The sequence below is a fragment of the Enterobacter cloacae complex sp. IR5459 genome, assembly GCF_049238005.1.
In the GTDB taxonomy this organism is placed as follows: domain Bacteria; phylum Pseudomonadota; class Gammaproteobacteria; order Enterobacterales; family Enterobacteriaceae; genus Enterobacter; species Enterobacter hormaechei_C.
Window position 1 is genome coordinate 275,747 of sequence record NZ_JBMKIG010000007.1, and the last position, 26,218, is coordinate 301,964.

Annotated in this window: 23 protein-coding genes and 5 tRNA genes; 18 read left to right on the forward strand and 10 right to left on the reverse strand. The window is 55.0% G+C overall.

What is annotated here, in order from left to right; genetic code table 11:
- The first annotated feature begins 104 nt into the window (after positions 1–104).
- Positions 105–1,724, forward strand: coding sequence for an ABC-F family ATP-binding cassette domain-containing protein (locus tag ACOTX4_RS16590; protein WP_045332943.1), 1,620 nt, complete (start codon positions 105–107; stop codon positions 1,722–1,724).
- A 38-nt stretch (positions 1,725–1,762) separates the two neighbouring features.
- Here the strand turns inward: ACOTX4_RS16590 and ACOTX4_RS16595 are convergent, their stop codons facing one another.
- Positions 1,763–2,050, reverse strand: coding sequence for an HTH-type transcriptional regulator (locus ACOTX4_RS16595; protein ID WP_003860776.1), 288 nt, complete (start codon positions 2,048–2,050; stop codon positions 1,763–1,765).
- Between the two features lie 330 nt (positions 2,051–2,380).
- Here ACOTX4_RS16595 and ACOTX4_RS16600 point away from each other — a divergent pair, with 330 nt between their 5' ends.
- Positions 2,381–3,091 carry a DUF3053 domain-containing protein gene (locus ACOTX4_RS16600; protein WP_045332942.1) on the forward strand — a complete coding sequence of 237 codons (711 nt, stop codon included), beginning with the start codon at positions 2,381–2,383 and terminating at the stop codon, positions 3,089–3,091.
- 244 nt (positions 3,092–3,335) lie between these two features.
- Entirely contained in the window at positions 3,336–3,548 is a 213-nt protein-coding gene (gene cspE, locus ACOTX4_RS16605) for a transcription antiterminator/RNA stability regulator CspE (protein WP_003860775.1), read from the forward strand.
- Between the two features lie 58 nt (positions 3,549–3,606).
- On the opposite strand, the gene ghrB is transcribed toward cspE, so the two are convergent.
- The 6 genes from ghrB to ACOTX4_RS16635 form a co-directional block, all read right to left on the reverse strand.
- Positions 3,607–4,581, reverse strand: a complete 975-nt coding sequence (gene ghrB / locus ACOTX4_RS16610; protein ID WP_045332941.1) for a glyoxylate/hydroxypyruvate reductase GhrB — start codon at positions 4,579–4,581, stop codon at positions 3,607–3,609.
- A gap of 27 nt (positions 4,582–4,608) precedes the next feature.
- Positions 4,609–5,889, reverse strand: a complete 1,281-nt coding sequence (locus tag ACOTX4_RS16615; RefSeq protein WP_001089079.1) for an MFS transporter — start codon at positions 5,887–5,889, stop codon at positions 4,609–4,611.
- Between the two features lie 117 nt (positions 5,890–6,006).
- The gene (locus ACOTX4_RS16620) at positions 6,007–6,945 is read right to left on the reverse strand and encodes a sugar kinase (protein WP_022650188.1); all 939 of its coding nucleotides are present in this window, start codon (positions 6,943–6,945) and stop codon (positions 6,007–6,009) included.
- A gap of 3 nt (positions 6,946–6,948) precedes the next feature.
- The gene (locus ACOTX4_RS16625) at positions 6,949–7,698 is read right to left on the reverse strand and encodes a sugar phosphate isomerase/epimerase family protein (protein ID WP_032608229.1); all 750 of its coding nucleotides are present in this window, start codon (positions 7,696–7,698) and stop codon (positions 6,949–6,951) included.
- A 102-nt stretch (positions 7,699–7,800) separates the two neighbouring features.
- Positions 7,801–8,817 carry a LacI family DNA-binding transcriptional regulator gene (locus ACOTX4_RS16630; protein WP_015569988.1) on the reverse strand — a complete coding sequence of 339 codons (1,017 nt, stop codon included), beginning with the start codon at positions 8,815–8,817 and terminating at the stop codon, positions 7,801–7,803.
- A gap of 157 nt (positions 8,818–8,974) precedes the next feature.
- Positions 8,975–9,637 (reverse strand): OmpA family lipoprotein, encoded by a 663-nt coding sequence (locus tag ACOTX4_RS16635; protein WP_045332940.1) that lies wholly within the window; start codon positions 9,635–9,637, stop codon positions 8,975–8,977.
- Between the two features lie 122 nt (positions 9,638–9,759).
- On the opposite strand from ACOTX4_RS16635, the gene ACOTX4_RS16640 reads away from it, so the two are divergent.
- On the forward strand, positions 9,760–12,129 hold the full coding sequence (locus ACOTX4_RS16640; protein WP_421635400.1) for a molybdopterin guanine dinucleotide-containing S/N-oxide reductase: 2,370 nt from the start codon (positions 9,760–9,762) through the stop codon (positions 12,127–12,129).
- On the opposite strand, the gene ACOTX4_RS16645 is transcribed toward ACOTX4_RS16640, so the two are convergent.
- Together ACOTX4_RS16645 and tag are read right to left on the reverse strand one after the other, a co-directional pair.
- Positions 12,098–12,538: an N-acetyltransferase gene (locus ACOTX4_RS16645; protein ID WP_022650192.1), complete on the reverse strand. Its 441-nt coding sequence runs from the start codon at positions 12,536–12,538 to the stop codon at positions 12,098–12,100. The genes ACOTX4_RS16640 and ACOTX4_RS16645 overlap by 32 nt on opposite strands.
- A complete protein-coding gene (gene tag, locus ACOTX4_RS16650; RefSeq protein ID WP_421635401.1) occupies positions 12,516–13,097 on the reverse strand; it encodes a DNA-3-methyladenine glycosylase I in 582 nt (193 codons plus the stop codon). Before tag ends, ACOTX4_RS16645 begins: the two co-directional genes overlap by 23 nt.
- A 160-nt stretch (positions 13,098–13,257) precedes the next feature.
- Between tag and ACOTX4_RS16655 the strand changes: the two genes are divergently transcribed.
- The 9 genes from ACOTX4_RS16655 (at position 13,258) to dppF (ending at position 23,669) form a co-directional block, all read left to right on the forward strand.
- Positions 13,258–13,800, forward strand: a complete 543-nt coding sequence (locus ACOTX4_RS16655; protein WP_022650194.1) for a lipase — start codon at positions 13,258–13,260, stop codon at positions 13,798–13,800.
- Positions 13,801–14,038: 238 nt separating this feature from the next.
- Positions 14,039–15,241 (forward strand): L-lactate MFS transporter, encoded by a 1,203-nt coding sequence (locus tag ACOTX4_RS16660; protein ID WP_022650195.1) that lies wholly within the window; start codon positions 14,039–14,041, stop codon positions 15,239–15,241.
- A 239-nt stretch (positions 15,242–15,480) separates the two neighbouring features.
- Positions 15,481–17,175, forward strand: coding sequence for a kdo(2)-lipid A phosphoethanolamine 7''-transferase (eptB, locus tag ACOTX4_RS16665; RefSeq protein ID WP_023323998.1), 1,695 nt, complete (start codon positions 15,481–15,483; stop codon positions 17,173–17,175).
- A 91-nt stretch (positions 17,176–17,266) separates the two neighbouring features.
- Positions 17,267–17,343 (forward strand) — tRNA-Pro (locus tag ACOTX4_RS16670).
- 621 nt (positions 17,344–17,964) lie between these two features.
- Positions 17,965–19,572: a dipeptide ABC transporter periplasmic-binding protein DppA gene (gene dppA, locus ACOTX4_RS16675; protein WP_003860756.1), complete on the forward strand. Its 1,608-nt coding sequence runs from the start codon at positions 17,965–17,967 to the stop codon at positions 19,570–19,572.
- Positions 19,573–19,733: 161 nt separating this feature from the next.
- Positions 19,734–20,753, forward strand: coding sequence for a dipeptide ABC transporter permease DppB (gene dppB, locus ACOTX4_RS16680; RefSeq protein WP_006810536.1), 1,020 nt, complete (start codon positions 19,734–19,736; stop codon positions 20,751–20,753).
- Between the two features lie 9 nt (positions 20,754–20,762).
- On the forward strand, positions 20,763–21,665 hold the full coding sequence (gene dppC / locus ACOTX4_RS16685; protein WP_003862349.1) for a dipeptide ABC transporter permease DppC: 903 nt from the start codon (positions 20,763–20,765) through the stop codon (positions 21,663–21,665).
- Between the two features lie 10 nt (positions 21,666–21,675).
- Complete coding sequence (gene dppD / locus ACOTX4_RS16690) at positions 21,676–22,659, forward strand: dipeptide ABC transporter ATP-binding protein (RefSeq protein WP_047653590.1); 984 nt, start codon at positions 21,676–21,678, stop codon at positions 22,657–22,659.
- Entirely contained in the window at positions 22,656–23,669 is a 1,014-nt protein-coding gene (gene dppF / locus ACOTX4_RS16695) for a dipeptide ABC transporter ATP-binding subunit DppF (RefSeq protein ID WP_022650198.1), read from the forward strand. Before dppD ends, dppF begins: the two co-directional genes overlap by 4 nt.
- Positions 23,670–23,711: 42 nt before the next feature.
- On the opposite strand, the gene coaA is transcribed toward dppF, so the two are convergent.
- Positions 23,712–24,662, reverse strand: coding sequence for a type I pantothenate kinase (coaA, locus tag ACOTX4_RS16700; RefSeq protein WP_015569977.1), 951 nt, complete (start codon positions 24,660–24,662; stop codon positions 23,712–23,714).
- A gap of 317 nt (positions 24,663–24,979) precedes the next feature.
- Between coaA and ACOTX4_RS16705 the strand changes: the two genes are divergently transcribed.
- From ACOTX4_RS16705 to ACOTX4_RS16725, 5 genes are all read left to right on the forward strand, one after another.
- Positions 24,980–25,055: transfer RNA gene (locus ACOTX4_RS16705), tRNA-Thr, on the forward strand.
- An 8-nt stretch (positions 25,056–25,063) separates the two neighbouring features.
- A tRNA-Tyr gene (locus ACOTX4_RS16710) sits at positions 25,064–25,148 on the forward strand.
- A 116-nt stretch (positions 25,149–25,264) separates the two neighbouring features.
- A tRNA-Gly gene (locus tag ACOTX4_RS16715) sits at positions 25,265–25,339 on the forward strand.
- A gap of 6 nt (positions 25,340–25,345) precedes the next feature.
- Positions 25,346–25,421, forward strand: a tRNA-Thr gene (locus ACOTX4_RS16720).
- Between the two features lie 118 nt (positions 25,422–25,539).
- Positions 25,540–26,218, forward strand: a 679-nt coding sequence (locus tag ACOTX4_RS16725; RefSeq protein ID WP_079965015.1) for a GTP-binding protein, incomplete at its 3' end; no start/stop codon positions are given.

Consider the following 26,218-nt stretch of genomic DNA (forward strand, 5'->3'; position numbering starts at 1 on the left):
TCAGGAGCGCCCCCCAAAAATGAACAAACACGACTGATGAATTTCGATCCTTGCTCAACGCATCGCGTCCGCAGGGGATGTTTTGATTTCATTCAGGAGTGCTTATGGCTCATTTTGCGCAGTCCCCCTCTTTTATTTTGCATCAGGTCACCTGTCAGTTTGCGACGGGCGATATCCTTTATGGTCCACTGAATCTTTCTCTGGATGCGTCAGTGTGCGCACTGGTTGGCCGAAACGGCAGCGGCAAAACACGGCTGCTGCGTCTGCTGGCAGGGGTTGATGAACCCGCCAGCGGTCATATTGAACGCTTTGGTACACACGTCTACGTGGCGCAGCAGCAGGATATTTCTGCGGATACCACGCTTGCCGAACTGCTTGGTTACGATGCGATCTTTGCGGCGCGCACGCGCATCGACAGCGGTCATTATGAACCCGACGATCTCGACACGCTCGACGGTTATTGGGATCTGGCTGAACGGCTGAGCCAGGCTTTTATCGCTGCAAAACTTCCACCTTTTGACCCGAGTAAACGCGCGGCAGAGTTGAGCGGTGGCGAGCGCATTCGTGCCTTGCTGTGCAGCGCATTCACCGCGGATGCTGACTACCTGCTGCTGGACGAACCGACCAACCACCTCGACAGGCAAGGCCGCAAGTGGTTCTACGAGCAGCTTTCCAGGTATCAGGGCGGGGTGCTGGTGGCCTCTCACGACCGTGAGTTGCTGGCCCAGGTACCGCGAATCCTTGAACTGAGCGCGTTGGGCTTGCGCAGCTACGGTGGGAATTATGCTGACTATCGAACCCAGCGTGATGCTGAACAGCTGGCTGCCCGCGCCGCGCTGGAGCATGCTGCCACCGAGCGCAAGCGTACCCGCGCCCGTATGCATAAAGAGCATGACGACAGCCTGCGGCGTTCAGCCAAAACGCTTCGCACGGTCGACAGCCTTAACATCGCCTCGTTTGAACGGGTCAAATACAAAGGGGCGGCGAAAGAGCGTATTGGTTCCTGGAAAAAACAGCATAGCGATCAAAACCATGCTTTGAACGCTGCGGTCAACCAGGCACGCGAGCGGGTTGAAGAGGATAATGCGGTGATGTTTACCCTGCCGGGCAGTGAAATCCCGGAAGGGAAACAGGTGCTGGTGCTGGAAGAACTGGTGCTTCCGCACGTGCCTGTCCCACCGATAAACTGGCGAATGGATGGCCCGATGCGCGTGGCGCTACGCGGGCCGAACGGCTGTGGAAAATCCACGCTGTTGAAAGTGATGTTGGGCGAAACCGCCCCTGTTACGGGAACCTGTAAGGTCTCTGTCAGGTGTGCTTATCTCGATCAGCATCTTTCCCGGCTGGATCTGTCGCAGTCGGTGATGACTCACCTTAGCCTGGGCAATACGCCGCTCGAAGAGGGGGCGCTGCGTACCCGTTTAGCGCAGCTTCAACTGGGCGCAGAGAAAGTGACACTACCACTGGCCGAACTGAGTGGCGGCGAGCGCCTGAAGGCCGCGCTGGCCTGCGTATTGTGGCGTGAAGCGGCAACGCAGCTGTTGCTTCTGGATGAGCCGACCAACCACCTCGATCTGGCCTCTGTTCAGGCCATTGAAGCGGCCCTGGCCGATTATCCCGGCGCGCTGCTGGTGGTGTCGCACGATGAAGCTTTTCTGGCAGGGCTGAAGCTGACGCATGAACTGGTGTGGGAAGAGACGGGATGGCGATGTGAAAGCCTGTAAACACAAGCCCCCGCAAGGGCGGGGGCAAACAAACTTTATCAGGCTAACTGCTTGCGAAGGTCAGGGTTTGCCTGGATCAGGCGCATCAGCTTTAGCTCGGCTGGGGTAGGTTTTTCACGTTTTGACTCCCACTCCAGCACCATTGCTACGCTGACACCCATCGCTCTTGCGAATTCATCTGTTTTCAGGCCCGATCCTTTGCGTAAACGCTCAAATTCACTAAAAGGATTGGACTTTTGATTCAGGGTAACCGTCGGCGGTACATCTTTAAAAATAATCTGTTCCAGGCTGCTCAGCAGCTCAAACTCAGGATCTTTTAATTCCATTGAGAACTCCTCATAAATCACACATCGGGATCATGAACATCAGAGAGCCTGTTAAGAATAGTCCCTAAACCAGACACAGGATCGTCACGGCTGTGATTAATTGTGCGATAACGATCGCTTTACACGTTTCAGCTATATGGATAGTTATGCTAATTACCTGATTAGTCATATGTAGGGATGCACAGGTATTTTTTTGTAAATAGTCAGTACAAAAACGGGAATACCCGTTTTGCATGAAAACTCTATCTTGCAAGGCTGACCTGGACTATCCTTGTCAGCGTTGGGCACGCGTGTGCCGGTGTGCGCTTTTTGGGTGAAAGGAGTAATAAAATGGCGACAGGAAAGTCCTGCTCTCGCTGGTTTGCGCCTATTGCGGCGTTATTGATGGTTGTTAGCCTGAGTGGGTGTTTCGATAAAGAAGGCGATCAGCGCAAAGCGTTTATCGATTTTCTACAGAATACAGTGATGCGTAGCGGCGAGCGTTTACCAACGCTGACTGCGGATCAGAAAAAACAGTTTGGTCCATTCGTGTCGGATTACGCCATTTTGTATGGCTATTCACAGCAGGTAAGCCAGGCGATGGATTCCGGTCTTCGCCCGGTAGTGGATAGCGTGAATGCCATCCGTGTTCCACAGGATTATATGACCCAGCGCGAACCGCTACGCCAGTCAAATGGCGCGCTTGGGGTACTGAGCCAGCAGCTGCAAAATGCCAAAATGCAGGCTGATGCGTCGCGTTCCGCGTTGAAGCAGGGCGAGGATCTTAAACCGGTCTATGACCAGGTGTATGAGAAAGTCGTGACCAAGCCGTCAAACGCTTTGCAACCGCTGATCCCGGCGGCGCAGGTCTTTACTCAGCAGTTGGTCCAGGTGGGTGACTTTATTAGTGAACAAGGTACGCAGGTGAGCTTTGTCTCTAACGGTATCCAATTCCCGACCTCCCAGCAGGCGAGCCAGTATAACGCGCTGATCGGTCCGCTCGCGTCCCAGCATCAGGCCTTTAGCCAGGCCTGGAGCGCAGCGGTCGCTGCTACGGAATAAGAAAAACCCCCGCTTCGGCGGGGTTTTTTTTATGCTTGATGAAAATAACGCTTGTCATTCATCTACCACATCGGTATAACTATGTTCGTCGGTTTGTTACACAGACCTAAAGCAGTTTAGTAAAGCAGTCCAGATTGTTATCCATAGATACCCTTCGTAGTGACCCTTCCTTCATCGCTTAAAAATCTGTAACGCAATCCATCAAGCCGGAAGGCACAATATATTTGTTAATAAGGTAATTTCTATGTCTGCTAAAATGACTGGTCTGGTAAAATGGTTCAACGCTGATAAAGGTTTCGGCTTCATCACTCCTGACGATGGCTCTAAAGACGTGTTCGTACACTTCTCTGCTATCCAGAACGATGGCTACAAATCTCTGGATGAAGGTCAGAAAGTTTCCTTCACCATCGAAAGCGGCGCTAAAGGCCCAGCAGCTGGTAACGTTGTAAGCCTGTAAGCTTCCAGCCCAGTAGCACTAAATTCAAAAACCCGCCTTCTGGCGGGTTTTTTCGTTTCTACTGTTGTATCTGCGGGTTAACGCAGTTCTTATCCACTTTACCGCCGAGCGCGGCAATCAGGTTATCCACGGCGGTCGCCGCCATGTTGTAGCGTGTTTCATGAGTCGCAGAGCCGATGTGGGGCAGGGCGACAACGTTCGGCATGGTCAGTAGCGGAGAATCCACCGGCAGCGGCTCCTGTTCAAACACGTCCAGACCAGCGGCGTGGATCTCACCGTTTTGCAGTGCCTCAATCAGCGCCTTCTCATCGACCACCGGACCACGACCCGCGTTGATGAAAATGGCCGATTTCTTCATCTTTTCAAACGCCGCTTTGCCGATGAGATGACGCGTTTCATCCGTCAGCGGCAGGATCAGGCAGACAAAGTCGGCTTCCCGCAACAGCGTATCAAGCTCGCAATAAAGGGCGTTGAAACGTTCTTCAGCTTCACTGTGGTGACGGCGCGCGTTATACAGAATGGGCATGTTGAAGCCAAAATGCGCGCGCTGTGCCAGCGCCAGACCGATACGGCCCATCCCAACAATCCCCAGCGTTTTGCCATGAACGTCCACGCCGAACCAGTCCGGGCCAATGCTTTTGGTCCATTCGCCCGCTTTCACGCGCTCGGCCACTTCCACTACACGACGGGCGGTGCTAAGCACCAGCGCCATCAGCGTGTCGGCGACGGTTTCCGTCAGGGCATGGGGCGTGTGCATCAGCAGGATGTTGCGCGCGTTTAGCGCATCCACGTCGAAATTGTCGTATCCCACCGAAACGGTTGAGGTAGCACGAAGCTTCGGCATTTTCTCCAGCAGCGCTGCATCCACCTTTTCGCTCGAACCCAGCAGGCCCTCGGCGCTGGCAAACGCGTCGGCGTGCTGTGCCACGGTTTCCGGGCTGAGGTTCTTTACCCGGGTAACGGTAAAGTGTTCCTCCAGGCGTTTTTGCAGATCTTCAGGCAGTACTTTGTACAAAATGACGGACGGCTTCATGCTAATCTCCGTTGATTTTAAAAGGATTCAGGCGTGGCGTGCGCCGACGGGTAGCTGTTGATTATTAGCAGGCTTAACAATCAGAGTAAGCCATACCGAGGCAAAAAGCGCCACCCCCATAAAGATGTAAGAGGCCGACGGGCTGCCGGTGGCACCGTTAAGATAGCCCACAAACCACGAGCCAAAGAACGAACCCAGCGCACCCATACTGTTGATCAACGCCATCGCGCCCCCTGCGACGTTACGCGGCAGCATTTCCGGGATGATGGCAAAGAACGGACCATACGGGGCATACATGGCCGCACCCGCAATCACCAGCAGCGTATACGAAGCCCAGAAGTGGTTTGCGCCTACGGCCCAGGAGCCAATGAAGGCAAAAGCAGCGATCAGCAGCAGTGGCCAGACGAACAGCTTACGGTTTTGCAGCTTGTCCGATGCCCAGGAGACGATAATCATCGCGATGGTCGCAGCCAGGTAAGGCACCGATGACAGCCAGCCCACTTCCACCATGCCAAGGTTTTCACCGCCGCTGCGGATAATCGACGGTAGCCACAGCACAAAGCCGTACACGCCAATACTCCAGGTAAAATACTGTGCACACAGCAGAATAACGTTCCGGGAGCGGAAGGCTTCGCCGTAGTTACGCACCGCTTTAAGCCCCTGCTGCTCTTTATCCAGCTGCGCCTGGAGTGCGGCTTTTTCGTCTTCAGAAAGCCATTTCGCCTGGGCTGGCTTATCTTTCACCAACACCCACCAGCAGAAGGCCCAGATAATCGCGGGAACGCCTTCGATGATGAACATCTCGCGCCAGCCGAAGGACTGGATCAGATAGCCGGAAACCACCGACATCCACAGCACGGTGACCGGGTTACCGAGTATCAGGAACGTATTAGCACGTGAACGCTCCGATTTTGTGAACCAGTTGCTGATGTAAATCAGCATTGCTGGCATGACGGCCGCCTCAACCACGCCGAGAATAAAGCGAATAGCCGCCAGAGCAGGAATGTTATTCACCACGCCAGTAAGCGACGCACAGGCACCCCATAAGATCAGGCAGATGAAAATGAGCTTTCGCACGCTGCGGCGTTCAGCGTAAATCGCGCCGGGGATCTGGAAGAAGAAATACCCCAGGAAGAAGAGGGCGCCCAGCAGGGACGAAACCCCTTTGGTGATCCCGAGGTCTTCGTTGATCCCGGCGGCGGATGCGAAACTGAAGTTGGCACGATCCAGGTACGCCAGGCTGTACGTGATAAACACGATTGGCATGATGTACCACCAGCGTTTTACTGCATTGGTCGAACTGTTCATAGGCTTGCCTCTGTTGTTGAGGTTGTTGCCGCCGTTGTCTGTAGGGTACACGGTGGCTTAATTATCTGGTGCGGATTGCTGCCCTCACCCTGGTCCTCTCTCACGGGGAGAGGGAATTTAGACGCCGAGCTCTGCTCGTGTTGGTAATCCTTCGCTGTCGCCCTGCACCTGAATCGCCAGCGAACCAATTTTGTTGCCTCGCGCCACGGCCTGCGACAGCGGTTTGCCCTCCAGCAGGGCGCTGATGACCCCGACGGCAAACCCATCGCCCGCGCCCACGGTATCGATCACGTTGTCGACTTTTACCGCAGCGACAGCGCCTTGCTCACCGTCGGCAGTTTTAAACCATGCGCCGTCGGCACCGGTTTTCAGCACCACGGCTTTTACCCCTCTGTTGAGGTAAAAATCAGCAATGCCTTCGGGCGTGCTTTCGCCAGTGAGGATCATTCCCTCTTTTATGCCCGGCAGAACCCAGTCCGCCTGAAACGCCAGTCGGTTGAGTTTCTCAGCCATCTCTGCTTCGCTTTTCCACAGTACCGGGCGCAGGTTCGGATCAAAGGAGATGGTTTTGCCCTGCGCTTTCATTGCCGAAGCCGCGTGATCGAGTAAATCGTACGAGCTGGCCGAGAGCGCCGCCGCCACGCCGCTCAGGTGCAGGTGGCGCGCGGAGGAGAAATACGCGGCGTGATAATCATCCACGGAGAGATGGCTTGCCGCTGAGCCTTTGCGGAAATACTCCACGATGGGATCGGTTCCATTTTCAACTTTAGATTTCAGCTGAAAGCCCGTCGGGAAGCGTCCGTCGAGCGTGACGCCTGCGGCATCAATGCCCTCTTTTTTCAGCGAGTCGAGAACGAAATGGCCAAAGCTGTCATTGCCCACGCGGCTCACCCAGCCGACATTCAGCCCCAGCCGCGCAAGGCCGGTAGCGACATTCAATTCGGCGCCTGCCACGCGTTTGATAAAGTGCTCCACTGCGCTCAGCTCGCCCGTTTCGGTGGCGACAAACATCGCCATGGCCTCGCCGATAGTGATAACGTCCAGCGTCTTGTGCATGGTTTACTCCTCGCGCAGCAGGTTGACGTAATGGCGGGTGACGGCGGTGAGATCCGTCCCTTCGAGCGGAAATTCGATACCGCGCGGCGCGTCGGCAGGCAGTTGATTAAGCAGATCCCGCCAGCGAGAATCGGTCTGATCCGGCGCGACGGCGCGGAACTGCGCCTTATGCGGGACTGCGGCCTTCACATGAATATAGCTCACGGCGGGAGCCAGCTGACGTGCAGCCTCTTCCGGGGAGTCGCCAACCCACAGCCAGTTGCCCATATCGAACGTCAGTGTGACCGGCAGCGCCATTACCCGGCAGGCGGCTTTGAAGCGCTGCATCGGCGCGAGCTGCCCGCAGTCGGTCTGGTCGTTTTCCACCACCAGCGTCATGCCGCTTTCATCCAGCAGTGCGCGCAGGGCTTCAAGCGGTTGTTTGTCGCTGAAATGACCCAGCGAAACTTTAAGCCACAGCGCGTTCAGTGCGCTGGCTTCGCTAAGGTAGCGCGGAAGATCCGGGTTGAGGGTTCCATCGGGCATAAACAGGGGGGCCGGGGCGGAGTAGCACGCCAGTAAACCCAGCAGTTCAATGGACTCGCCCAGCGCAGGCAGGGCCATTAACTCGTCGTGGCTGAAGAGCTCTCGGCGGATTTCAACGCCATCAGCTCCTGCGCCGGCAATAACGGGAAGCATTGCCCGTTGACCGCCTGCCTGTCGCACCTGATCCGCACCATACGCGGCGGTGACCACCATAATTTTCCTGCTCATTTCCTGACTCCAGAGCGTAATCGATAGTATTACGCTAGATGGAACCGGTTCCAAAGAAAAGATCGGGATGCTGAATTTATGATCGCTGTCACGAAGGGGAAATTAACGGGCAGTAGAGCCGCGAACGATCAGCTCGCCAGAAAAAACCTGCTCGCGTACGGCGTCGCGGGTGCCTTCAATGCGGCGAACCACTTGTTCAACCGCGGCATAGCCGATCTGCCAGGTGGGTTGTTTGAGGGTGGTAATGCCTACGCCAGCAAGTTCAGCCCACTCCAGTTCATCAAAGCCGAGCAAGCCGATGTCGCTGCCCCAGTGCAGGCCAATGCGTTTAAGCGAGCGGGCAACCTGAAGCGTCAGCGCCCCGTTAGCGGAGATCACCGCCTTACGCATTCCCCGATGGCGGGTATGGAACTGGCGCAGGGTATTATCCAGCTGTCCGGCTTCATGGAGGGGGATTTCAGCATTTTCGGCGATCACACCGGGATAACGCGCCAGCGTGGCGCGAAATGCAGCCAGGCGGTCGCGGCGGGTGTTAACCATACCCAGCGGTTCGCTCAGGAACAGAATGGCTTCGAAACCCTGTTCAATCAGGTGCTCGGTGGCAGTGGTGGCCGCCTGGGTGTTATCCAGCCCGACCACATCGCAGGCAAATTCCGGGATTTTGCGGTCAATAAGCACCATCGGGAGAGACGATTGTTGCAGACGATTTAGCCCCTCTTCGCGCATCCCGACGGCATTGACCACGATCCCTTCCACCTGATAGCTGCGCAGCAGATCGAGGTAATGCAACTCCTGATCAACTTCGTTATTGGTGTTACAGACCAGCGGGGTAAAGCCTTTTTCCCGGCACGCCGCTTCGATGCCGCTGAGTACGTTAACGGAGTAGGGGTTAGTGATATCGGCGATGATAAGCCCAATCAGGCGGGTGCGACCCCGCTTGAGGCCGCGCGCCATCAGGCTGGGACGGTAGTCGAGATCGGCAATGGCTTGTTCGATCCGCGCCAGCAGCGCATCGGACAGCAGGTGTTTCTCGCCGTTGAGGTAGCGTGAAATGCTGGTTTTACCGGTTTTGGCGGCTTTCGCCACGTCGCTAATGGTGGCCCGGGTTGGTTTGATCATCGCTGATTTCCCTGAATTTAGTGAGAATACCTTAGCGGGAAAATCTGGCGAATCAAGCAATTTGCCGGGTGGCGGTCTGATGCCCTCACCCCAACCCTCTCCTACAGGAGAGGGCGCAAATACTAAAACGGCAACGGGGTTGCCGTTTTGCTTTTACCTACTGCACAGGACTCAACGTAATTTCAACGCGGCGGTTCTGCGCTTTGCCTTTCGCCGTGCTGTTGCTGGCGATCGGGTTAGCCGGACCCATGCCGCTGGTGCGGATGCGGTTCGCTTCTACGCCCTGGGTGATCAGCGAGCTGGCCACGGAATCGGCGCGCTGCTGCGACAGACGCATGTTCAGATCCTGGCTGCCGGTGCTGTCGGTGTAACCAATCACGTTCACGGCAGTTTTATTGTACTCTTTCAGCACTGCGGCCACGCCGGTCAGGGTGTTCGCGCCTGCGGGTTTCAGCGTCGCGCTGCTGCTGTCAAAGGTCACGTTGTTTGGCATGTTCAGGATGATGTTGTCACCGCTGCGCGTCACGCTCACGCCCGTACCTTTCATTTTGTCACGCAGTTTTGCTTCCTGCACGTCCATGTAATAACCCACGCCGCCGCCCAGGGCTGCGCCTGCCGCTGCGCCAATCAGCGCACCTTTGCCGCGATCTTTCTTGGAGGAGGAGAGTACGCCAACGCCAGCGCCCACCAGGGAACCAATACCCGCGCCAATGCCGGATTTGCCCGCTTCGCGTTCACCGGTGTAAGGGTTGGTTGTGCAGCCTGAAACAGCCAGTGCGCCGCTCACCAGAGCGGCAATAACGAGTACGCGTTTTTTCATCTTATTTCCTTAATCCTTTTTATTCTTTGCCACGACGGACGTGGCAGTGGATTATGACGTCCGGATACGGAGAAAATTCAGTGTATAACTCTGAAATTTGTCACAAACGATAAATTGCCTCAATGAAAGGCCGAAACACCTGCACGCAACCAGGAGCGCACGCTTTGAGCACCTCAACAAAAACCATTCTGACCGCCGCCCACTGGGGGCCGATGCTGGTCGAAACCGATGGCGACACTGTGCTGTCGTCTCGCGGGGCTTTGCCTTCGCGCCATCTCAACTCTTTACAGACCGTCGTTCGCGATCAGGTACACAGCAAGACCCGCGTCCGCTGGCCGATGGTGCGTAAAGGCTTTCTGGCGTCACCGGATAAACCGCAGGGTATTCGCGGGCAGGATGAGTTCGTGCGCGTGAGCTGGGACGATGCGCTGGCGCTGATCCATACGCAGCATAAACGCATCCGCGACAGCTATGGCCCGTCGTCCATTTTTGCCGGCTCCTATGGCTGGCGCTCAAACGGCGTGCTGCATAAGGCTGCAACCCTGCTGCAACGCTATATGAGCCTGGCCGGAGGATATACCGGCCATCTGGGTGATTACTCGACCGGCGCGGCGCAGGCGATCATGCCGTATGTCGTGGGCGGGAATGAGGTTTATCAACAGCAGACCAGCTGGCCGCTGGTGCTGGAGCATACAGAGGTGGTGGTGCTGTGGAGCGCCAACCCGCTCAATACCCTGAAAATTGCCTGGAATGCGTCCGACGAGCAGGGCGTTTCCTACTTCGATGCGCTGCGCAAAAGCGGCAAGCGCATCATCTGTATCGATCCGATGCGCTCTGAAACCCTGGATTTCTTCGGCAACAGCGCGGAATGGATCGCGCCGCATATGGGCACCGACGTGGCGATGATGCTGGGCATCGCCCACACCCTGGTGGAGAACGGCTGGCACGACACGGAATTTCTGGCGCGTTGTACCACGGGGTTCGATAAATTTGCCGACTATCTGACGGGACAAAGCGACGGTATTGCCAAAACCGCAGAGTGGGCCGCGGCGATTTGCGGCGTTAATGCCGTTAAAATCCGCGAACTGGCGACGTTATTCCATAGCCATGTCACGATGCTCATGTCCGGCTGGGGGATGCAGCGCCAGCAGTTTGGCGAGCAAAAGCACTGGATGTTGGTGACGCTCGCCGCGATGCTTGGGCAGATTGGCACACCCGGCGGCGGTTTTGGTCTTTCCTATCACTTTGCCAACGGCGGCAACCCTACGCGTAAAGCCGCGGTGCTGGCGTCCATGCAGGGCTCGGTGCAGGGTGGCGTGGACGCTGTGGAAAAAATTCCGGTGGCACGCATTGTTGAAGCCCTGGAGAACCCCGGCGGGTTTTATCAGCACAACGGTCAGGATCGCCATTTCCCGGATATTAAGTTTATCTGGTGGGCGGGTGGGGCCAATTTCACCCATCACCAGGATACCAACCGCCTAATCCGCGCCTGGCAGAAACCGGAGCTGGTGGTGATCTCGGAGTGCTTCTGGACTGCGTCAGCGAAACATGCCGATATCGTTTTGCCTGCCACGACCTCGTTCGAGCGTAACGATCTCACCATGACGGGGGATTACAGCAACCAGCATATGGTGCCGATGAAGCGCGTCGTGGCTCCCCGGGATGAAGCGCGGGATGATTTCGACGTCTTTGCCGACCTGAGTGAAATGTGGGAAGCGGGCGGGCGGGAGCGTTTCACCGAGGGCAAAACGGATCTGCAATGGCTGGAAACATTTTACCAGATTGCCAGCCAGCGCGGGGCTGCGCAGGGCGTATCCCTGCCGCCATTTGTTGAGTTCTGGGAGGCGAATCAACTCTTCGAAATGCCGGAAAGCGAGCAGAACGCGCGGTTTGTGCGCTTTGCTGACTTCCGTCGCGATCCGGAGAATCACCCGTTAAAAACCGAAAGCGGGAAGATTGTGATCTACAGCGAACGCATCGCCAGCTTTGGCTACGCGGACTGTCCGCCGCATCCGGCGTGGCTGGAGCCGGACGAATGGCATGGCAATGCGCAGCCGGGGCAGCTTCAGCTGCTGTCTGCCCATCCTGCCCATCGTCTGCACAGCCAGCTCAACTATTCGGCTCTGCGCGAGCAGTATGCGGTGGCGGGTCGTGAGCCGATCGCGCTGAATAGCGACGATGCAAAGGCGCGGGGGATTAACGACGGCGATCTCGTTCGGGTCTGGAACGCGCGCGGGCAGGTGCTGGCAGGCGCCGTGGTGAGTGACGGGATCCGCCCTGGCGTTTTCTGCATTCATCAGGGCGCATGGCCGGATCTGGCGCTGGACGAGGGCGGTATTTGTAAGAACGGCGCCGTAAACGTGCTGACCAAAGATCTCCCCAGCTCGAAGCTGGGGAATGGCTGCGCGGGGAATACGGCGCTGGCATGGGTGGAGAAATATGAGGGGCCGGCGCTTACCCTTACGGCGTTTGATCCGCCTGCCAGCTCATGATCCACGTCGGGTGTTGGGTATCATCCTGCCAGGCGCTGTCTTCGATGCGAAAACCCTGAGCATGATAGAAATTCACCGCCCGCACGTTTTTCTGGTACACCTCCAGGGTTAAATACGGGTAGTGCTGCTGAACGTGGTTCAGCAGCGCACGCCCAATCCCCTTTCCGATGAACGCCGGGGCGACAAACAGCGCCCCCACGAACTGGAACTGCATGACGCTGATAAAACCGCACAGGGTACCGTTTTCTTCCCAGACCCAGGTCTCGGCGGCGGGAAGGTATTCATCCCGCACTACCGCTTCATTCGCTTGCCAGTAACTTGCGTCGATAAACGGATGCGCCTCGGTGGTGCTCTCCAGCCACAGACTCAAAAGCGGCGCGGTGTTCTCACTTTGCCATTTGCGGATCATGGTGGCCCTCCGGATGGCAGAAGCAGCCCGTAATGTGGTCATTGACCAGCCCGCAGGCCTGCATAAAGGAGTAACAGATGGTGGTGCCCACAGACTTAAAGCCGCGTTTTTTCAGCGCTTTCGACAGGGCATCTGAGGCGGGGGTCGACGTTGGGATCTCTGCAAGCGTGGCGGCCTGCGTCACCTTCGGCTCGTTATCCACAAACGACCAGACAAATGCTGAAAAGGGTTCGCCATTTTGCTCCATCGCCAGATAAGCACGCGCGTTACCAATAATGGCCTGAATTTTACCGCGATGGCGGATGATACCGGTATCCAGAACCAGCTTTTGTACGTCGTCGTCGGTCATGGCGGCAACCGCAGCCGGATCGAACTGGTGGAAGGCTTTGCGATAGTTCTCACGCTTTTTCAGAACGGTGATCCACGACAGCCCGGCCTGCTGGCCTTCAAGGCAAATCATTTCAAATAGTTTTTTACCGTCGGTTTCCGGTACGCCCCATTCCTTGTCGTGATAATCGATATAAAGCTGATCCTGGCTTACCCAGCCGCAACGTTGCATAGGTCATCTCCCTTCCTGATACGGTAAACGCAAAAATTTCAATCTGCCCGGCTTGACGTGTCTGCTAAAGAGACAATAGTTAATACAGGGCTATACGCCCTAATACCTCTTCGAACAATGACATATATCGCCGAACTCGGCTCTTTCTGGAGTCGCTTTGATGATGATAAAAAAAATCAGTGGTCGCCATGCTGCTTCTGGCCTGGTGGGTGTTTCAGTCTGCCTGCTTTTTTGTCACACCGCTTTTGCGTGGCAACAGGAATATATCGTTTCAGATGCACAAAGTAATACGACGGAACGTTATACATGGGACGCCGATCACCAACCTCGTTATGAAGATATTCTCGCGGAGCGTATTAACCGCACGCAGAATGCTACGGGGTTTACCCTGAACGATCCCTCCGGTTCGGATGCGGAAACCGTTCTGAGCGTTGGCTGGAATTTTCCCGTGGCGGGACATTTCACCACCGGGCCCGTCATGGCGTGGCGCACTGATGGCGCCCCCCCTGTAACGGTGAATGCGTTTGAGGATACAACCACCACGCAGTCGCTTACCGATCCCCTCTGGCATGCCAGCGTGAACTCATTGGGTTGGCGTGTTGATACGCAGTATGGTGATTTACACCCCTGGGCGAAGATCAGCTATAACCAGCAAACTGAAGAAGAATATTTATATACGCTGGGATTGAGCGCCAAATTTTAAGGGTTGTTATTTTTTTAAACGATACGATAACATATTTAATACAATTATGACGGGGTCTGGAGCGATAGTGCCCACTAACAGAACAGCGCTTCATTCCCCGGCAAGGTCATTCATTCCAGATCCCAGGCATTTCATTCCTTCTCTCCTGCATTTCATTCCGTTTTTCCCCAACGCTATAAAGGTTTTGTTTATCGTTGTCCTCAGCGAATTTCCATAATTTATCTTGCAGGACACTGCCATGAACACATCAACTTATAACCGCACGCGTTGGCTGACGCTATTCGGCACCATCGTTACCCAGTTCGCACTGGGATCGGTCTATACCTGGAGCCTGTTTAACAGCGCCCTGTCCGATAAGCTCGGCGCGCCGATAAGCCAGGTGGCATTCTCCTTCGGCTTGCTGAGTCTTGGGTTAGCAATTTCCTCTTCCGTGGCGGGCAAACTTCAGGAACGTTTCGGCGTGAAGCGTGTAACCATGGCATCCGGGATCTTGCTGGGCTTGGGATTCTTCCTGACGGCATATTCTAACAACCTGATGATGCTGTGGCTGAGCGCCGGGGTGCTGGTGGGGCTGGCGGACGGCGCAGGTTATCTGCTGACGCTGTCTAACTGCGTGAAGTGGTTCCCGGAGCGTAAAGGGCTTATCTCCGCATTTGCCATTGGTTCATATGGCCTGGGCAGCCTCGGCTTCAAATTCATCGATGCGCATCTGCTGGCCTCGGTTGGGCTTGAGAAAACCTTTATGATCTGGGGCGTGATTGTGCTGGTAATGATCCTCTTCGGCGCCACGCTGATGAAAGATGCGCCGCAGCAGGAAGTGAAAACCGTTAACGGCGTGGTGGAGAACGATTTCACCCTCGCTCAGTCCATGCGTAAGCCGCAGTACTGGATGCTGGCGGTGATGTTCCTGACGGCCTGCATGAGCGGTCTGTATGTCATCGGTGTGGCGAAAGATATCGCGCAGGGAATGGTAAAACTGGACGCGGCGACGGCGGCGAACGCCGTAACGGTCATCTCTATCGCTAACCTCTCGGGTCGTCTGGTACTGGGTATCTTGTCTGACAAAATCGCCCGGATCCGCGTGATTACGCTGGGGCAGGTGATCTCCCTGGTGGGTATGGCAGCACTGCTGTTCGCTCCGCTGAACGAGGCGACATTCTTTGCGGCGATAGCCTGCGTAGCCTTTAACTTTGGCGGCACTATTACCGTCTTCCCGTCGCTGGTGAGCGAGTTCTTCGGCCTGAACAACCTGGCGAAAAACTACGGCGTGATTTATCTCGGCTTCGGTATCGGCAGTATTTGCGGTTCACTGATTGCCTCGCTGTTTGGTGGCTTCTACGTGACATTCTGCGTGATATTTGCCTTGCTGATTATTTCGCTGGCGCTGTCCACCACGATTCGTCAGCCGCAGCGCGAGGTATATAAAGAAGCGCATGCATGATTCGATAAAAAGGGGCCGCAGGGCCTCTTTTATTTATTTCTAAATCGCTTCCGGACTTGCTATTTTGTAAAAATCTTCATCGATTCACATTCTCTGCTGCCACTTTTCTTTCCTGCTGTGGTCTACTTATCGCGCTTGTAGACGTTTCTGATAACGGTTTCTCTCGCATCTACTTACTCTGTCAGCTTTCTCACTGAGATTCGGCGGGTCTTTATACCCCTTCCCCCAGGGTTGTTTGCATGAAATATATTAGGTCTCTTACCCAGCAAAGATTGTGTCTGATGCTGGCTGTCTATATCGGTTTGTTTCTGAATGGCGCGGTGCTGTTCAGACGAGTGGAAGGTTATTTCGAACACCTCACTGTAAGAAATGGAATTTTTGCCGCGATTGAAGTGTTTGGCTCAATTCTGGCGACCTTCTTCCTGCTACGTCTGCTCTCGCTTTTTGGCAGACGTACATGGCAGGTTCTGGCCTCGCTGGTGGTGATTATCTCCGCCGCCGCAAGCTATTACATGACATTCATGAATGTGGTCATTGGCTACGGTATTGTGGCCTCGGTGATGACCACGGACATCGACCTCTCGAAAGAGGTGGTGGGTCAAGGGTTCATCCTGTGGACGATTCTGACCTGCCTGATCCCGCTCTTCTTTATCTGGAGTAACACCTGCCGCTACACCCTGTTACGCCAGCTGCGTACCCGGGGACAGCGCATCCGCAACGTCGCCGTCGTTCTTCTGGCGGGTCTGCTGGTGTGGGCGCCTATTCGCCTGATGGAAAAACAGCAAAAAAGGATCGAAAAAGCGACAGGCGTGGATATGCCAAGCTACGGCGGCGTGGTGGCTAACTCGTATCTGCCGTCTAACTGGCTGTCGGCGTTAGGTCTTTATGCCTGGGCTCAGGCGGACGAATCCAGCGATGTGAAATCGCTGATTAACCCAACCAAAAAGTTCACCTACCAGGCTCCGGCTGACGGGCTGGATGATACTTACGTGGTCTTCGTTATCGGCGAAACGACGCGCTGGGATCATATGGGTATCCTCGGTTATGACCGCGATACCACCCCGAAACTGGCGCAGGAAAAGAATCTTGTAGCTTACCGCGGCTACTCCTGCGATACCGCCACGAAGCTCTCGTTGCGCTGTATGTTTGTTCGTGAGGGCGGTGCGAGTGATAATCCTCAGCGTACTCTCAAAGAGCAAAACGTGTTTGCTGTTCTGAAGCAGCTTGGATTTAGCTCCGATCTGTTCGCCATGCAAAGTGAGATGTGGTTCTACACCAACACCATGGCGGATAACATCGCCTACCGCGAGCAGATTGGCGCCGAGCCGCGTAACCGCGGAAAGAACGTTGATGACATGCTGCTGCTCTCTGAGATGGAACAGTCACTGAAAAACCATCCGCAGGGTAAGCATCTTATTGTTCTGCATACCAAAGGGTCACACTACAGCTACTATCAGCGTTACACGCGCGATTTCGCCAAATGGACGCCTGAGTGCGTCGGCATTAACAAGAACTGTAGCAAGCAGGAGCTGATCAATGCCTATGATAACTCGATTCTGTATGTGGATACCTTCCTCAGTCGGGTGATCGACCAGCTTCGCGATAAGAAAGCGATTGTGATCTACGCGGCCGACCACGGCGAGTCCATCAACGAGAAAGAGCATTTACACGGTACGCCGCGTAAGCTGGCCCCGCCTGAGCAGTTCCGCGTGCCGATGATCATGTGGATGTCGGATAAGTACCTGGAAAATCCGGACAAAGCCAAAATGTTTGCCCATCTGAAACAGCAGGCAGAGATCAAGGTACCGCGCCGTCACGTTGAGCTGTACGACACCATTATGGGCTGTCTCGGCTATACCTCACCGAACGGTGGGATTAACGAAAACAACAACTGGTGTAAACTCCCTGATAACACCACAAAAGCCGCGCAGTAGCTGGTCTGGCGAGAATATCGCCAGTTGAATGGCTTTTTGAAAATAAGGGATTGACGGGGGCGCACCTCAGCAGTAAGATGCGCTCCGCATTCGGCGAGTAGCGCAGCTTGGTAGCGCAACTGGTTTGGGACCAGTGGGTCGGAGGTTCGAATCCTCTCTCGCCGACCACATTCTAAAAAGGGCTAACCGCAAGGTTAGCCCTTTTTGCATTAACGCGTTACCCCGCACGAGTCCTCAAAATACCCCTTAGCCCTGCTTCCCCCTGCCTGCTTGCGGTTTTGTGACATAATCCATTGTATTTTTTTATATATAGTTTGATCTTTTTTCGCGTTGCTTATGGATAACCTCAGCATTTTTCGCTGTGCGTTTTAACGTTCGCGGTATTTAGTGCTCAGATAATCACCATCCTGTAAGAAAATTTACCCATTCTGAATAAAACTTAATCACTGAGTGTTGCGAAATATGAAGATAATTGTGCTGCATCATGGCGAGTAGCATAAATTTCTCTGCTGAAAACTCACGGTCAGGGTTTTTTTAATCTTTGTTTGCGGTTTCTCACACTCCACGTAAATCCCCGCCACCTGTATTGACGTTTTCACATTCTGTTGACAGATTGTAGGGCACGAGGGGCATTTCAGGGAGGATCTGCGCTGCAACTCAAACGCTCTTCTGAAAGGATTCTCTATCCCTTTTAACGCCTTCGGGCATCACCGACCGGACCGGGTAAAAAATAAATAAAGGTCAGGCGGCGTAACACAACAAAGCAAAACATCACATTGGAGCACAATAATGAGTATTTCCTTGAAGAAGTCAGGGATGCTGAAGCTTGGTCTGAGCCTGGTGGCCATGACCGTTGCAGCAAGCGTACAGGCAAAAACCCTGGTTTACTGTTCTGAAGGCTCTCCGGAAGGCTTTAACCCACAGCTCTTTACCTCTGGTACGACTTACGACGCAAGCTCTGTACCGATCTATAACCGTCTGGTTGAATTTAAAACCGGCACCACGGAAGTGATTCCTGGCCTGGCTGAAAAGTGGGATATCAGCGAAGACGGTAAAACCTATACCTTCCACCTGCGTCAGGGCGTGAAGTGGCAGGACAGCAAAGAATTTAAACCTACGCGCGACTTTAACGCCGACGACGTTGTGTTCTCCTTCGACCGTCAGAAAAATGCCCAGAACCCGTACCATAAAGTGTCTGGCGGCAGCTATGAATACTTCGAAGGGATGGGTCTGCCAGACCTGATCGCTGAAGTGAAAAAAGTGGACGATAAAACCGTCCAGTTTGTGCTGACGCGTCCGGAAGCGCCATTCCTGGCTGACCTGGCGATGGACTTCGCCTCGATTCTCTCTAAAGAGTACGCTGACAACATGCTGAAAGCCGGCACTCCGGAAAAAGTGGACCTGAACCCAATCGGTACCGGCCCGTTCCAGCTGCTTCAGTACCAGAAAGATTCCCGTATTCTGTATAAAGCCTTCCCGGGCTACTGGGGCACCAAGCCGCAGATCGACCGTCTGGTCTTCTCCATCACGCCTGACGCATCCGTGCGTTACGCAAAATTGCAGAAAAACGAATGTCAGGTGATGCCGTATCCAAACCCGGCTGACATCGCGCGCATGAAGCAGGACAAAAATATCAACCTGCTGGAGCAGGCGGGCCTGAACGTGGGTTATCTCTCCTTCAACACCGAGAAGAAACCGTTCGATGACGTGAAAGTGCGTCAGGCGCTGACCTACGCGGTGAACAAAGAAGCGATCATCAAAGCCGTTTACCAGGGCGCAGGCGTTGCGGCCAAGAACCTGATCCCACCAACCATGTGGGGCTATAACGACGACATTAAGGACTACACCTACGATCCTGAGAAAGCGAAAGCGTTGCTGAAAGAAGCGGGCCAGGACAAAGGCTTTACCGTTGAGCTGTGGGCGATGCCGGTACAGCGTCCTTACAACCCGAACGCACGCCGTATGGCGGAAATGGTTCAGGCTGACTGGGCGAAGATTGGCGTACAGGCCAAGATTGTGACCTACGAGTGGGGCGAGTACCTGAAGCGCGCCAAAGCGGGTGAACACCAGGCGGTCATGATGGGCTGGACCGGTGACAACGGGGATCCGGACAACTTCTTCGCGACCCTGTTCAGCTGTGCGGCAGCGAAAGACGGTTCTAACTATTCTCGCTGGTGCTACAAGCCGTTTGAAGATCTGATCCAGCCGGCGCGTGCGACCGACGATCACAACAAACGTATCGAACTGTATAAGCAAGCGCAGGTTGTCATGCACGATCAGGCTCCGGCGCTGATTGTTGCTCACTCCACCGTGTACGAGCCAGTGCGTAAAGAAGTGAAGGGCTACGTGGTCGATCCACTGGGCAAACACCACTTCGAAAACGTGTCTGTTGAATAATAAGTAGGGTGTTCTCCCTCTCCCTGTGGGAGAGGGCAGGGGTGTGGGGCGTGCATGCACCCCCTCACCCTAACCCTCTCCCACAGGGAGAGGGAATTTACATTTGTGAGCAATACAGACGTCACGCCACTGAGTGTGCGTCATCAGAGAGAATCCGGGTTATGTTGCAGTTCATCCTCCGACGTCTGGGACTGGTTATCCCGACGTTTATCGGTATCACCCTTCTCACTTTTGCCTTCGTCCATATGATCCCGGGTGATCCGGTGATGATTATGGCGGGCGAGCGTGGTATCTCCCCTGAACGTCATGCGCAACTGCTGGCTGAACTCGGCCTTGATAAGCCGATGTGGCAGCAGTATCTCCACTATATCTGGGGCGTGTTGCACGGCGATTTAGGGATTTCACTGAAAAGCCGTCTTCCGGTGTGGGACGAGTTCGTACCTCGCTTTAAAGCGACGCTGGAACTCGGTATCTGCGCCATGATCTTCGCGACCGCGGTAGGGATCCCCGTTGGCGTACTGGCTGCCGTTAAACGTGGCTCTATTTTTGACCACACCGCTGTTGGCCTGGCACTGACCGGCTACTCCATGCCTATCTTCTGGTGGGGCATGATGCTGATCATGCTGGTCTCGGTGCAGTGGAACCTGACGCCGGTCTCCGGACGCGTCAGCGATATGGTTTTCCTTGACGACACCAATCCGTTAACCGGCTTTATGCTGATTGATACAGCGATCTGGGGCGAAGAGGGCAACTTCATTGATGCGGTTGCGCACATGATCCTGCCTGCAATGGTGTTGGGCACCATCCCTCTGGCGGTGATCGTGCGTATGACCCGTTCCTCCATGCTGGAAGTGCTGGGCGAGGATTATATTCGTACTGCCCGCGCTAAAGGCCTGACCCGTATGCGCGTCATCATCATTCATGCCCTGCGAAACGCTATGCTGCCGGTGGTAACCGTTATCGGTTTGCAGGTCGGTACGCTGCTGGCGGGGGCGATCCTGACCGAAACCATCTTCTCCTGGCCGGGTCTTGGACGCTGGCTGATTGATGCGCTGCAACGCCGTGACTATCCGGTTGTGCAGGGCGGTGTACTGCTGGTCGCGACGATGATTATTCTCGTCAACCTGCTGGTCGATTTGCTGTACGGCGTGGTGAACCCGCGTATTCGTCATAAGAAGTAAGGGGCCATCATGTCACAAGTTACTCAAAATAAAGTGGTCACCGCACCGGTGCCAATGACGCCGATGCAGGAATTCTGGCACTACTTCAAGCGCAACAAAGGCGCGGTCGTCGGGCTGGTGTATGTTTCCATCATGATCCTGATTGCGGTGTTTGCGAACGTCCTTGCGCCGTATAACCCGGCTGATCAGTTCCGCGATGCGCTGCTGGCACCTCCTGCATGGCAGGACGGCGGAAGCCTGGCGCACCTGCTGGGCACCGACGACGTGGGTCGCGATGTGCTTTCGCGCCTGATGTACGGCGCACGCCTGTCGCTGCTGGTTGGCTGCCTCGTTGTCGTACTGTCGCTGATCATGGGGATCGTACTCGGCCTGGTGGCAGGCTACTTCGGCGGCATTGTTGATAACATCATCATGCGCGTCGTCGACATTATGCTGGCATTGCCAAGCCTGCTGCTGGCGCTGGTGCTGGTGGCGATCTTCGGTCCGTCGATTGGTAACGCCGCGCTTGCGCTGACGTTTGTTGCGCTACCGCACTATGTGCGTCTGACCCGTGCGGCGGTGCTGGTGGAAGTGAACCGCGACTACGTTACCGCCTCTCGCGTGGCGGGTGCCGGTGCGATGCGTCAGATGTTTATCAATATCTTCCCAAACTGCCTTGCGCCGCTGATTGTTCAGGCGTCGCTCGGTTTCTCTAACGCCATTCTTGATATGGCCGCTCTTGGCTTCCTTGGCATGGGTGCGCAGCCGCCAACACCGGAGTGGGGCACCATGCTCTCCGACGTGTTGCAGTTCGCGCAAAGCGCCTGGTGGGTCGTCACCTTCCCGGGTCTGGCGATTCTGCTGACGGTGCTGGCATTTAACCTGATGGGTGATGGTCTGCGTGATGCACTTGATCCCAAACTGAAGCAGTAAGAGGCACGAGATGGCGTTATTAAATGTAAATAAATTATCCGTGCACTTTGGCGACGAAGGCACACCGTTTCGCGCCGTGGACCGTATCAGCTACAGCGTTAATCAGGGCGAAGTGGTCGGGATTGTAGGAGAGTCGGGCTCCGGTAAGTCAGTGAGTTCGCTGGCGATTATGGGGCTGATTGACTACCCCGGCCGCGTGATGGCGGAAAATCTGGAGTTCAACGGTCAGGATCTGAAGCGTATTTCCGAAAAACAGCGCCGCCAGCTGGTGGGCGCGGAAGTGGCGATGATCTTCCAGGACCCCATGACCAGCCTGAACCCATGCTACACCGTGGGTTTCCAGATTATGGAAGCGATTAAGGTGCATCAGGGTGGGAATAAGAAAACCCGTCGCCAGCGTGCTATCGATCTGCTGAACCAGGTGGGGATACCTGACCCAGCATCGCGTCTGGACGTTTACCCGCACCAGCTTTCAGGCGGGATGAGCCAGCGCGTGATGATCGCCATGGCGATTGCCTGTCGGCCAAAGCTGCTGATTGCGGATGAACCGACGACGGCGCTTGACGTGACCATCCAGGCACAGATCATCGAGCTGCTGCTGGAGCTGCAGCAGAAAGAGAACATGGCGCTGGTGCTGATTACGCACGATCTGGCGCTGGTGGCGGAAGCGGCGCACAAAATCATCGTGATGTACGCGGGTCAGGTGGTGGAGACCGGAAGTTCGCACGATATCTTCCGCGCGCCGCGTCATCCGTATACGCAGGCGTTGCTGCGTGCGCTGCCGGAGTTTGCCCAGGACAAAGCGCGTCTGGCGTCACTGCCGGGTGTGGTTCCGGGTAAATATGACCGTCCGCATGGCTGCCTGCTGAATCCGCGCTGCCCGTATGCGACAGATAAATGCCGCGCCGAGGAGCCAGAGCTGAATCTGCTGGCCGATGGTCGGCAGTCAAAATGCCACTACCCACTCGATGATGCCGGGAGGCCAACACTATGAGTACGCACCAGGCCACCACGCAACAGCCGCTGTTGCAGGCTATCGACCTGAAAAAACATTACCCGGTGAAGAAGGGGATTTTTGCCCCCGAGCGCCTGGTAAAAGCGCTGGACGGCGTCTCCTTCAGCCTTGAACGCGGTAAAACGCTGGCGGTCGTCGGGGAGTCGGGCTGTGGGAAATCCACGCTGGGCCGTCTGCTGACGATGATTGAAACGCCAACCGGCGGCGAGCTTTACTATCAGGGCCAGGATCTGCTCAAGCACGATCCGCAGGCGCAGAAGCTGCGTCGCCAGAAAATCCAGATTGTGTTCCAGAACCCGTACGGTTCTTTAAACCCGCGTAAAAAAGTGGGGCAGATTCTGGAAGAACCGCTGCTGATTAACAGCAATCTGAGCAAAGAGCAGCGTCGTGAAAAAGCGCTGGCGATGATGGCGAAGGTGGGGCTTAAAACCGAGCATTACGATCGCTACCCGCATATGTTCTCTGGTGGTCAGCGTCAGCGTATTGCCATCGCTCGTGGGCTGATGCTTGACCCGGACGTGGTGATTGCCGATGAGCCGGTCTCAGCGCTTGACGTGTCCGTTCGCGCGCAGGTGCTTAACCTGATGATGGATTTACAGCAGGATCTGGGACTGTCGTACGTCTTCATCTCCCATGACCTGTCCGTGGTCGAGCACATTGCCGATGAGGTGATGGTGATGTATCTGGGACGCTGCGTGGAGAAGGGGACGAAAGATCAGATCTTTACTAACCCGCGTCATCCGTATACCCAGGCACTGCTGTCTGCGACGCCGCGGCTGAACCCGGATGACCGCCGGGAGCGCATTAAGCTGACCGGTGAGTTGCCAAGCCCGCTTAACCCGCCGCCGGGATGTGCGTTTAACGCCCGCTGCCGTCGCCGCTTCGGTCCGTGTACGCAGTTGCAGCCACAGCTAAAGGATTATGGTGGACAGCTGGTGGCCTGCTTCGCGGTCGATCAGGATGAAAACGGCGAAAAGCCGCATGCATAAATAAAAAAACCGGCGATAAGCCGGTTTTTTTACGTCTGAGGTCTACTTCCGTAAACGAATCTGGTCGACGGCGTGTTTCTCACTCTTGGTGAGGATCAGGCTTGCGCGTTCGCGCGTCGGCAGGATGTTCTCTTTGAGGTTGACGTAGTTGATCTCATTCCACAGCCCGGTCGCCACGCTGATAGCCTCTTCTTCAGAGAGCTGGGCGTAGTTGTGGAAGTAGGAATCCGGGTCGGTGAACGCCCCTTCGCGGAACTTCAGGAAGCGGTTGATATACCAGCGTTGCAGCAAATCTTCCGGCGCATCGACATAGATTGAGAAATCGACAAAGTCAGAGACAAACACATGATGCGGATCGTGAGGGTAATCCATCCCGCTTTGCAGGACGTTTAAGCCTTCCAGAATCAGGATGTCGGGCTGCACAACCGTTTTGTCGCCATCCGGGATGCGGTCGTAGATCAGATGTGAGTAAACCGGCGCGGTAACGTGAGGTACGCCCGATTTTAGATCTGAAACAAACTTTACCAGGCGGTGCATATCATAAGAGAGCGGGAAGCCCTTCTTTTTCATCAGGCCGCGTTCTTTCAACACCTCGTTGGGATGCAGGAAGCCGTCGGTGGTGATCAGCTCCACGCTGCGGTGTTCCGGCCAGCGGCTCAGCAGCGCCTGAAGCACGCGCGCGGTGGTACTTTTACCCACTGCCACGCTGCCCGCAATACTGATGATATAAGGAATACGTTGACCGTTCGTGCCGAGGAACTGTTCCAGTACGGCCTGACGACGCAAATTGGAGCTGATATAGAAGTTAAGCAAGCGAGAGAGGGGGAGATAGATTTCTGCCACCTCTTCCAGGGAGAGATCTTCGTTTATCCCTTTTAGCCGTGCGATTTCACCTTCCGTCAGTGTCATAGGGACGGAGTCACGCAGGGCTGCCCACTGGCTACGGTTAAACTGAAGATAGGGCGTCATTAACGTTTGCTCTTTTTTGCTCATAAGCATGCTTCTGTGAACCATCACGAAACGGCGGGTGCGGGCTCATCACATAGTTAATTTTGGACAATGGGCAGGAGGTTAACACCAGATGAGAGGAATAATAAGAAAAAATATGGGAAAGCGATGCTTAACCGGGCAGGTATCACGTGGGGCTATAGCGTGCCGAAATCAGGCGTTCATGTTGAATTTTTAACCGTGAGCGGATGAATTTACAGCGGTTAGCCCTGGTTTCGAATAAAATGTGAGCGAAAGAACGTTTTATGCAATTTTTTAGTTGCATGACTGCGCAGGTCTCCATAGAATGCGCGCTACTTGATGCCGACTTAGCTCAGTAGGTAGAGCAACTGACTTGTAATCAGTAGGTCACCAGTTCGATTCCGGTAGTCGGCACCATCAAGTCCGGTGGGGTTCCCGAGCGGCCAAAGGGAGCAGACTGTAAATCTGCCGTCACAGACTTCGAAGGTTCGAATCCTTCCCCCACCACCACTTTCTGGCAGCGTCAACGCCGCCGGAGCTGGTTGGAAAAATTGACCAGCTCGAACAGAAAAGAGAGAAATCTCTTTTTTTGTTACAGAAAGAACTGGGTAGCCGAGTTTCAGGATGCGGGCATCGTATAATGGCTATTACCTCAGCCTTCCAAGCTGATGATGCGGGTTCGATTCCCGCTGCCCGCTCCAATACGTGCTGATATGGCTCAGTTGGTAGAGCGCACCCTTGGTAAGGGTGAGGTCCCCAGTTCGACTCTGGGTATCAGCACCACTTCACTTCTCCCTCCCTTTCTCTCTGTTTCAATGTAAATGTATTCAACAGTTCAGGCATTTTCGCCTGGTTGATGTGGTGATATCACCGATTTATCCGTGTCTTAGAGGGACAATCGATGTCTAAAGAAAAGTTTGAACGTACAAAACCGCACGTTAACGTCGGTACTATCGGCCACGTTGACCATGGTAAAACAACGCTGACCGCTGCAATCACTACCGTACTGGCTAAAACCTACGGCGGTGCTGCTCGTGCTTTCGACCAGATCGATAACGCACCAGAAGAAAAAGCTCGTGGTATCACCATCAACACTTCTCACGTTGAGTATGACACCCCGACTCGCCACTACGCACACGTAGACTGCCCAGGCCACGCCGACTATGTTAAAAACATGATCACCGGTGCTGCGCAGATGGACGGCGCGATCCTGGTTGTTGCTGCGACTGATGGCCCTATGCCTCAGACTCGTGAGCACATCCTGCTGGGTCGTCAGGTAGGCGTTCCTTACATCATCGTGTTCCTGAACAAGTGCGACATGGTTGATGACGAAGAGCTGCTGGAACTGGTAGAGATGGAAGTTCGTGAACTGCTGTCTCAGTACGATTTCCCAGGCGACGACACTCCAATCGTTCGTGGTTCCGCGCTGAAAGCGCTGGAAGGCGATGCAGAGTGGGAAGCGAAAATCATCGAACTGGCTGGCTTCCTGGATTCTTACATCCCAGAACCAGAGCGTGCGATTGACAAGCCATTCCTGCTGCCAATCGAAGACGTATTCTCCATCTCCGGTCGTGGTACCG

What these genes read in the sequence shown, in the direction of transcription:
- ACOTX4_RS16590 (WP_045332943.1), top strand. Translation starts at nt 105, where the DNA reads ATGGCTCATTTTGCGCAGTCCCCCTCTTTTATTTTGCATCAGGTCACC.
- ACOTX4_RS16595 (WP_003860776.1), bottom strand. Translation starts at nt 2,050, where the DNA reads ATGGAATTAAAAGATCCTGAGTTTGAGCTGCTGAGCAGCCTGGAACAG.
- ACOTX4_RS16600 (WP_045332942.1), top strand. Translation starts at nt 2,381, where the DNA reads ATGGCGACAGGAAAGTCCTGCTCTCGCTGGTTTGCGCCTATTGCGGCG.
- cspE (WP_003860775.1), top strand. Translation starts at nt 3,336, where the DNA reads ATGTCTGCTAAAATGACTGGTCTGGTAAAATGGTTCAACGCTGATAAA.
- ghrB (WP_045332941.1), bottom strand. Translation starts at nt 4,581, where the DNA reads ATGAAGCCGTCCGTCATTTTGTACAAAGTACTGCCTGAAGATCTGCAA.
- ACOTX4_RS16615 (WP_001089079.1), bottom strand. Translation starts at nt 5,889, where the DNA reads ATGAACAGTTCGACCAATGCAGTAAAACGCTGGTGGTACATCATGCCA.
- ACOTX4_RS16620 (WP_022650188.1), bottom strand. Translation starts at nt 6,945, where the DNA reads ATGCACAAGACGCTGGACGTTATCACTATCGGCGAGGCCATGGCGATG.
- ACOTX4_RS16625 (WP_032608229.1), bottom strand. Translation starts at nt 7,698, where the DNA reads ATGAGCAGGAAAATTATGGTGGTCACCGCCGCGTATGGTGCGGATCAG.
- ACOTX4_RS16630 (WP_015569988.1), bottom strand. Translation starts at nt 8,817, where the DNA reads ATGATCAAACCAACCCGGGCCACCATTAGCGACGTGGCGAAAGCCGCC.
- ACOTX4_RS16635 (WP_045332940.1), bottom strand. Translation starts at nt 9,637, where the DNA reads ATGAAAAAACGCGTACTCGTTATTGCCGCTCTGGTGAGCGGCGCACTG.
- ACOTX4_RS16640 (WP_421635400.1), top strand. Translation starts at nt 9,760, where the DNA reads ATGAAAGGCCGAAACACCTGCACGCAACCAGGAGCGCACGCTTTGAGC.
- ACOTX4_RS16645 (WP_022650192.1), bottom strand. Translation starts at nt 12,538, where the DNA reads ATGATCCGCAAATGGCAAAGTGAGAACACCGCGCCGCTTTTGAGTCTG.
- tag (WP_421635401.1), bottom strand. Translation starts at nt 13,097, where the DNA reads ATGCAACGTTGCGGCTGGGTAAGCCAGGATCAGCTTTATATCGATTAT.
- ACOTX4_RS16655 (WP_022650194.1), top strand. Translation starts at nt 13,258, where the DNA reads ATGATGATAAAAAAAATCAGTGGTCGCCATGCTGCTTCTGGCCTGGTG.
- ACOTX4_RS16660 (WP_022650195.1), top strand. Translation starts at nt 14,039, where the DNA reads ATGAACACATCAACTTATAACCGCACGCGTTGGCTGACGCTATTCGGC.
- eptB (WP_023323998.1), top strand. Translation starts at nt 15,481, where the DNA reads ATGAAATATATTAGGTCTCTTACCCAGCAAAGATTGTGTCTGATGCTG.
- dppA (WP_003860756.1), top strand. Translation starts at nt 17,965, where the DNA reads ATGAGTATTTCCTTGAAGAAGTCAGGGATGCTGAAGCTTGGTCTGAGC.
- dppB (WP_006810536.1), top strand. Translation starts at nt 19,734, where the DNA reads ATGTTGCAGTTCATCCTCCGACGTCTGGGACTGGTTATCCCGACGTTT.
- dppC (WP_003862349.1), top strand. Translation starts at nt 20,763, where the DNA reads ATGTCACAAGTTACTCAAAATAAAGTGGTCACCGCACCGGTGCCAATG.
- dppD (WP_047653590.1), top strand. Translation starts at nt 21,676, where the DNA reads ATGGCGTTATTAAATGTAAATAAATTATCCGTGCACTTTGGCGACGAA.
- dppF (WP_022650198.1), top strand. Translation starts at nt 22,656, where the DNA reads ATGAGTACGCACCAGGCCACCACGCAACAGCCGCTGTTGCAGGCTATC.
- coaA (WP_015569977.1), bottom strand. Translation starts at nt 24,662, where the DNA reads ATGAGCAAAAAAGAGCAAACGTTAATGACGCCCTATCTTCAGTTTAAC.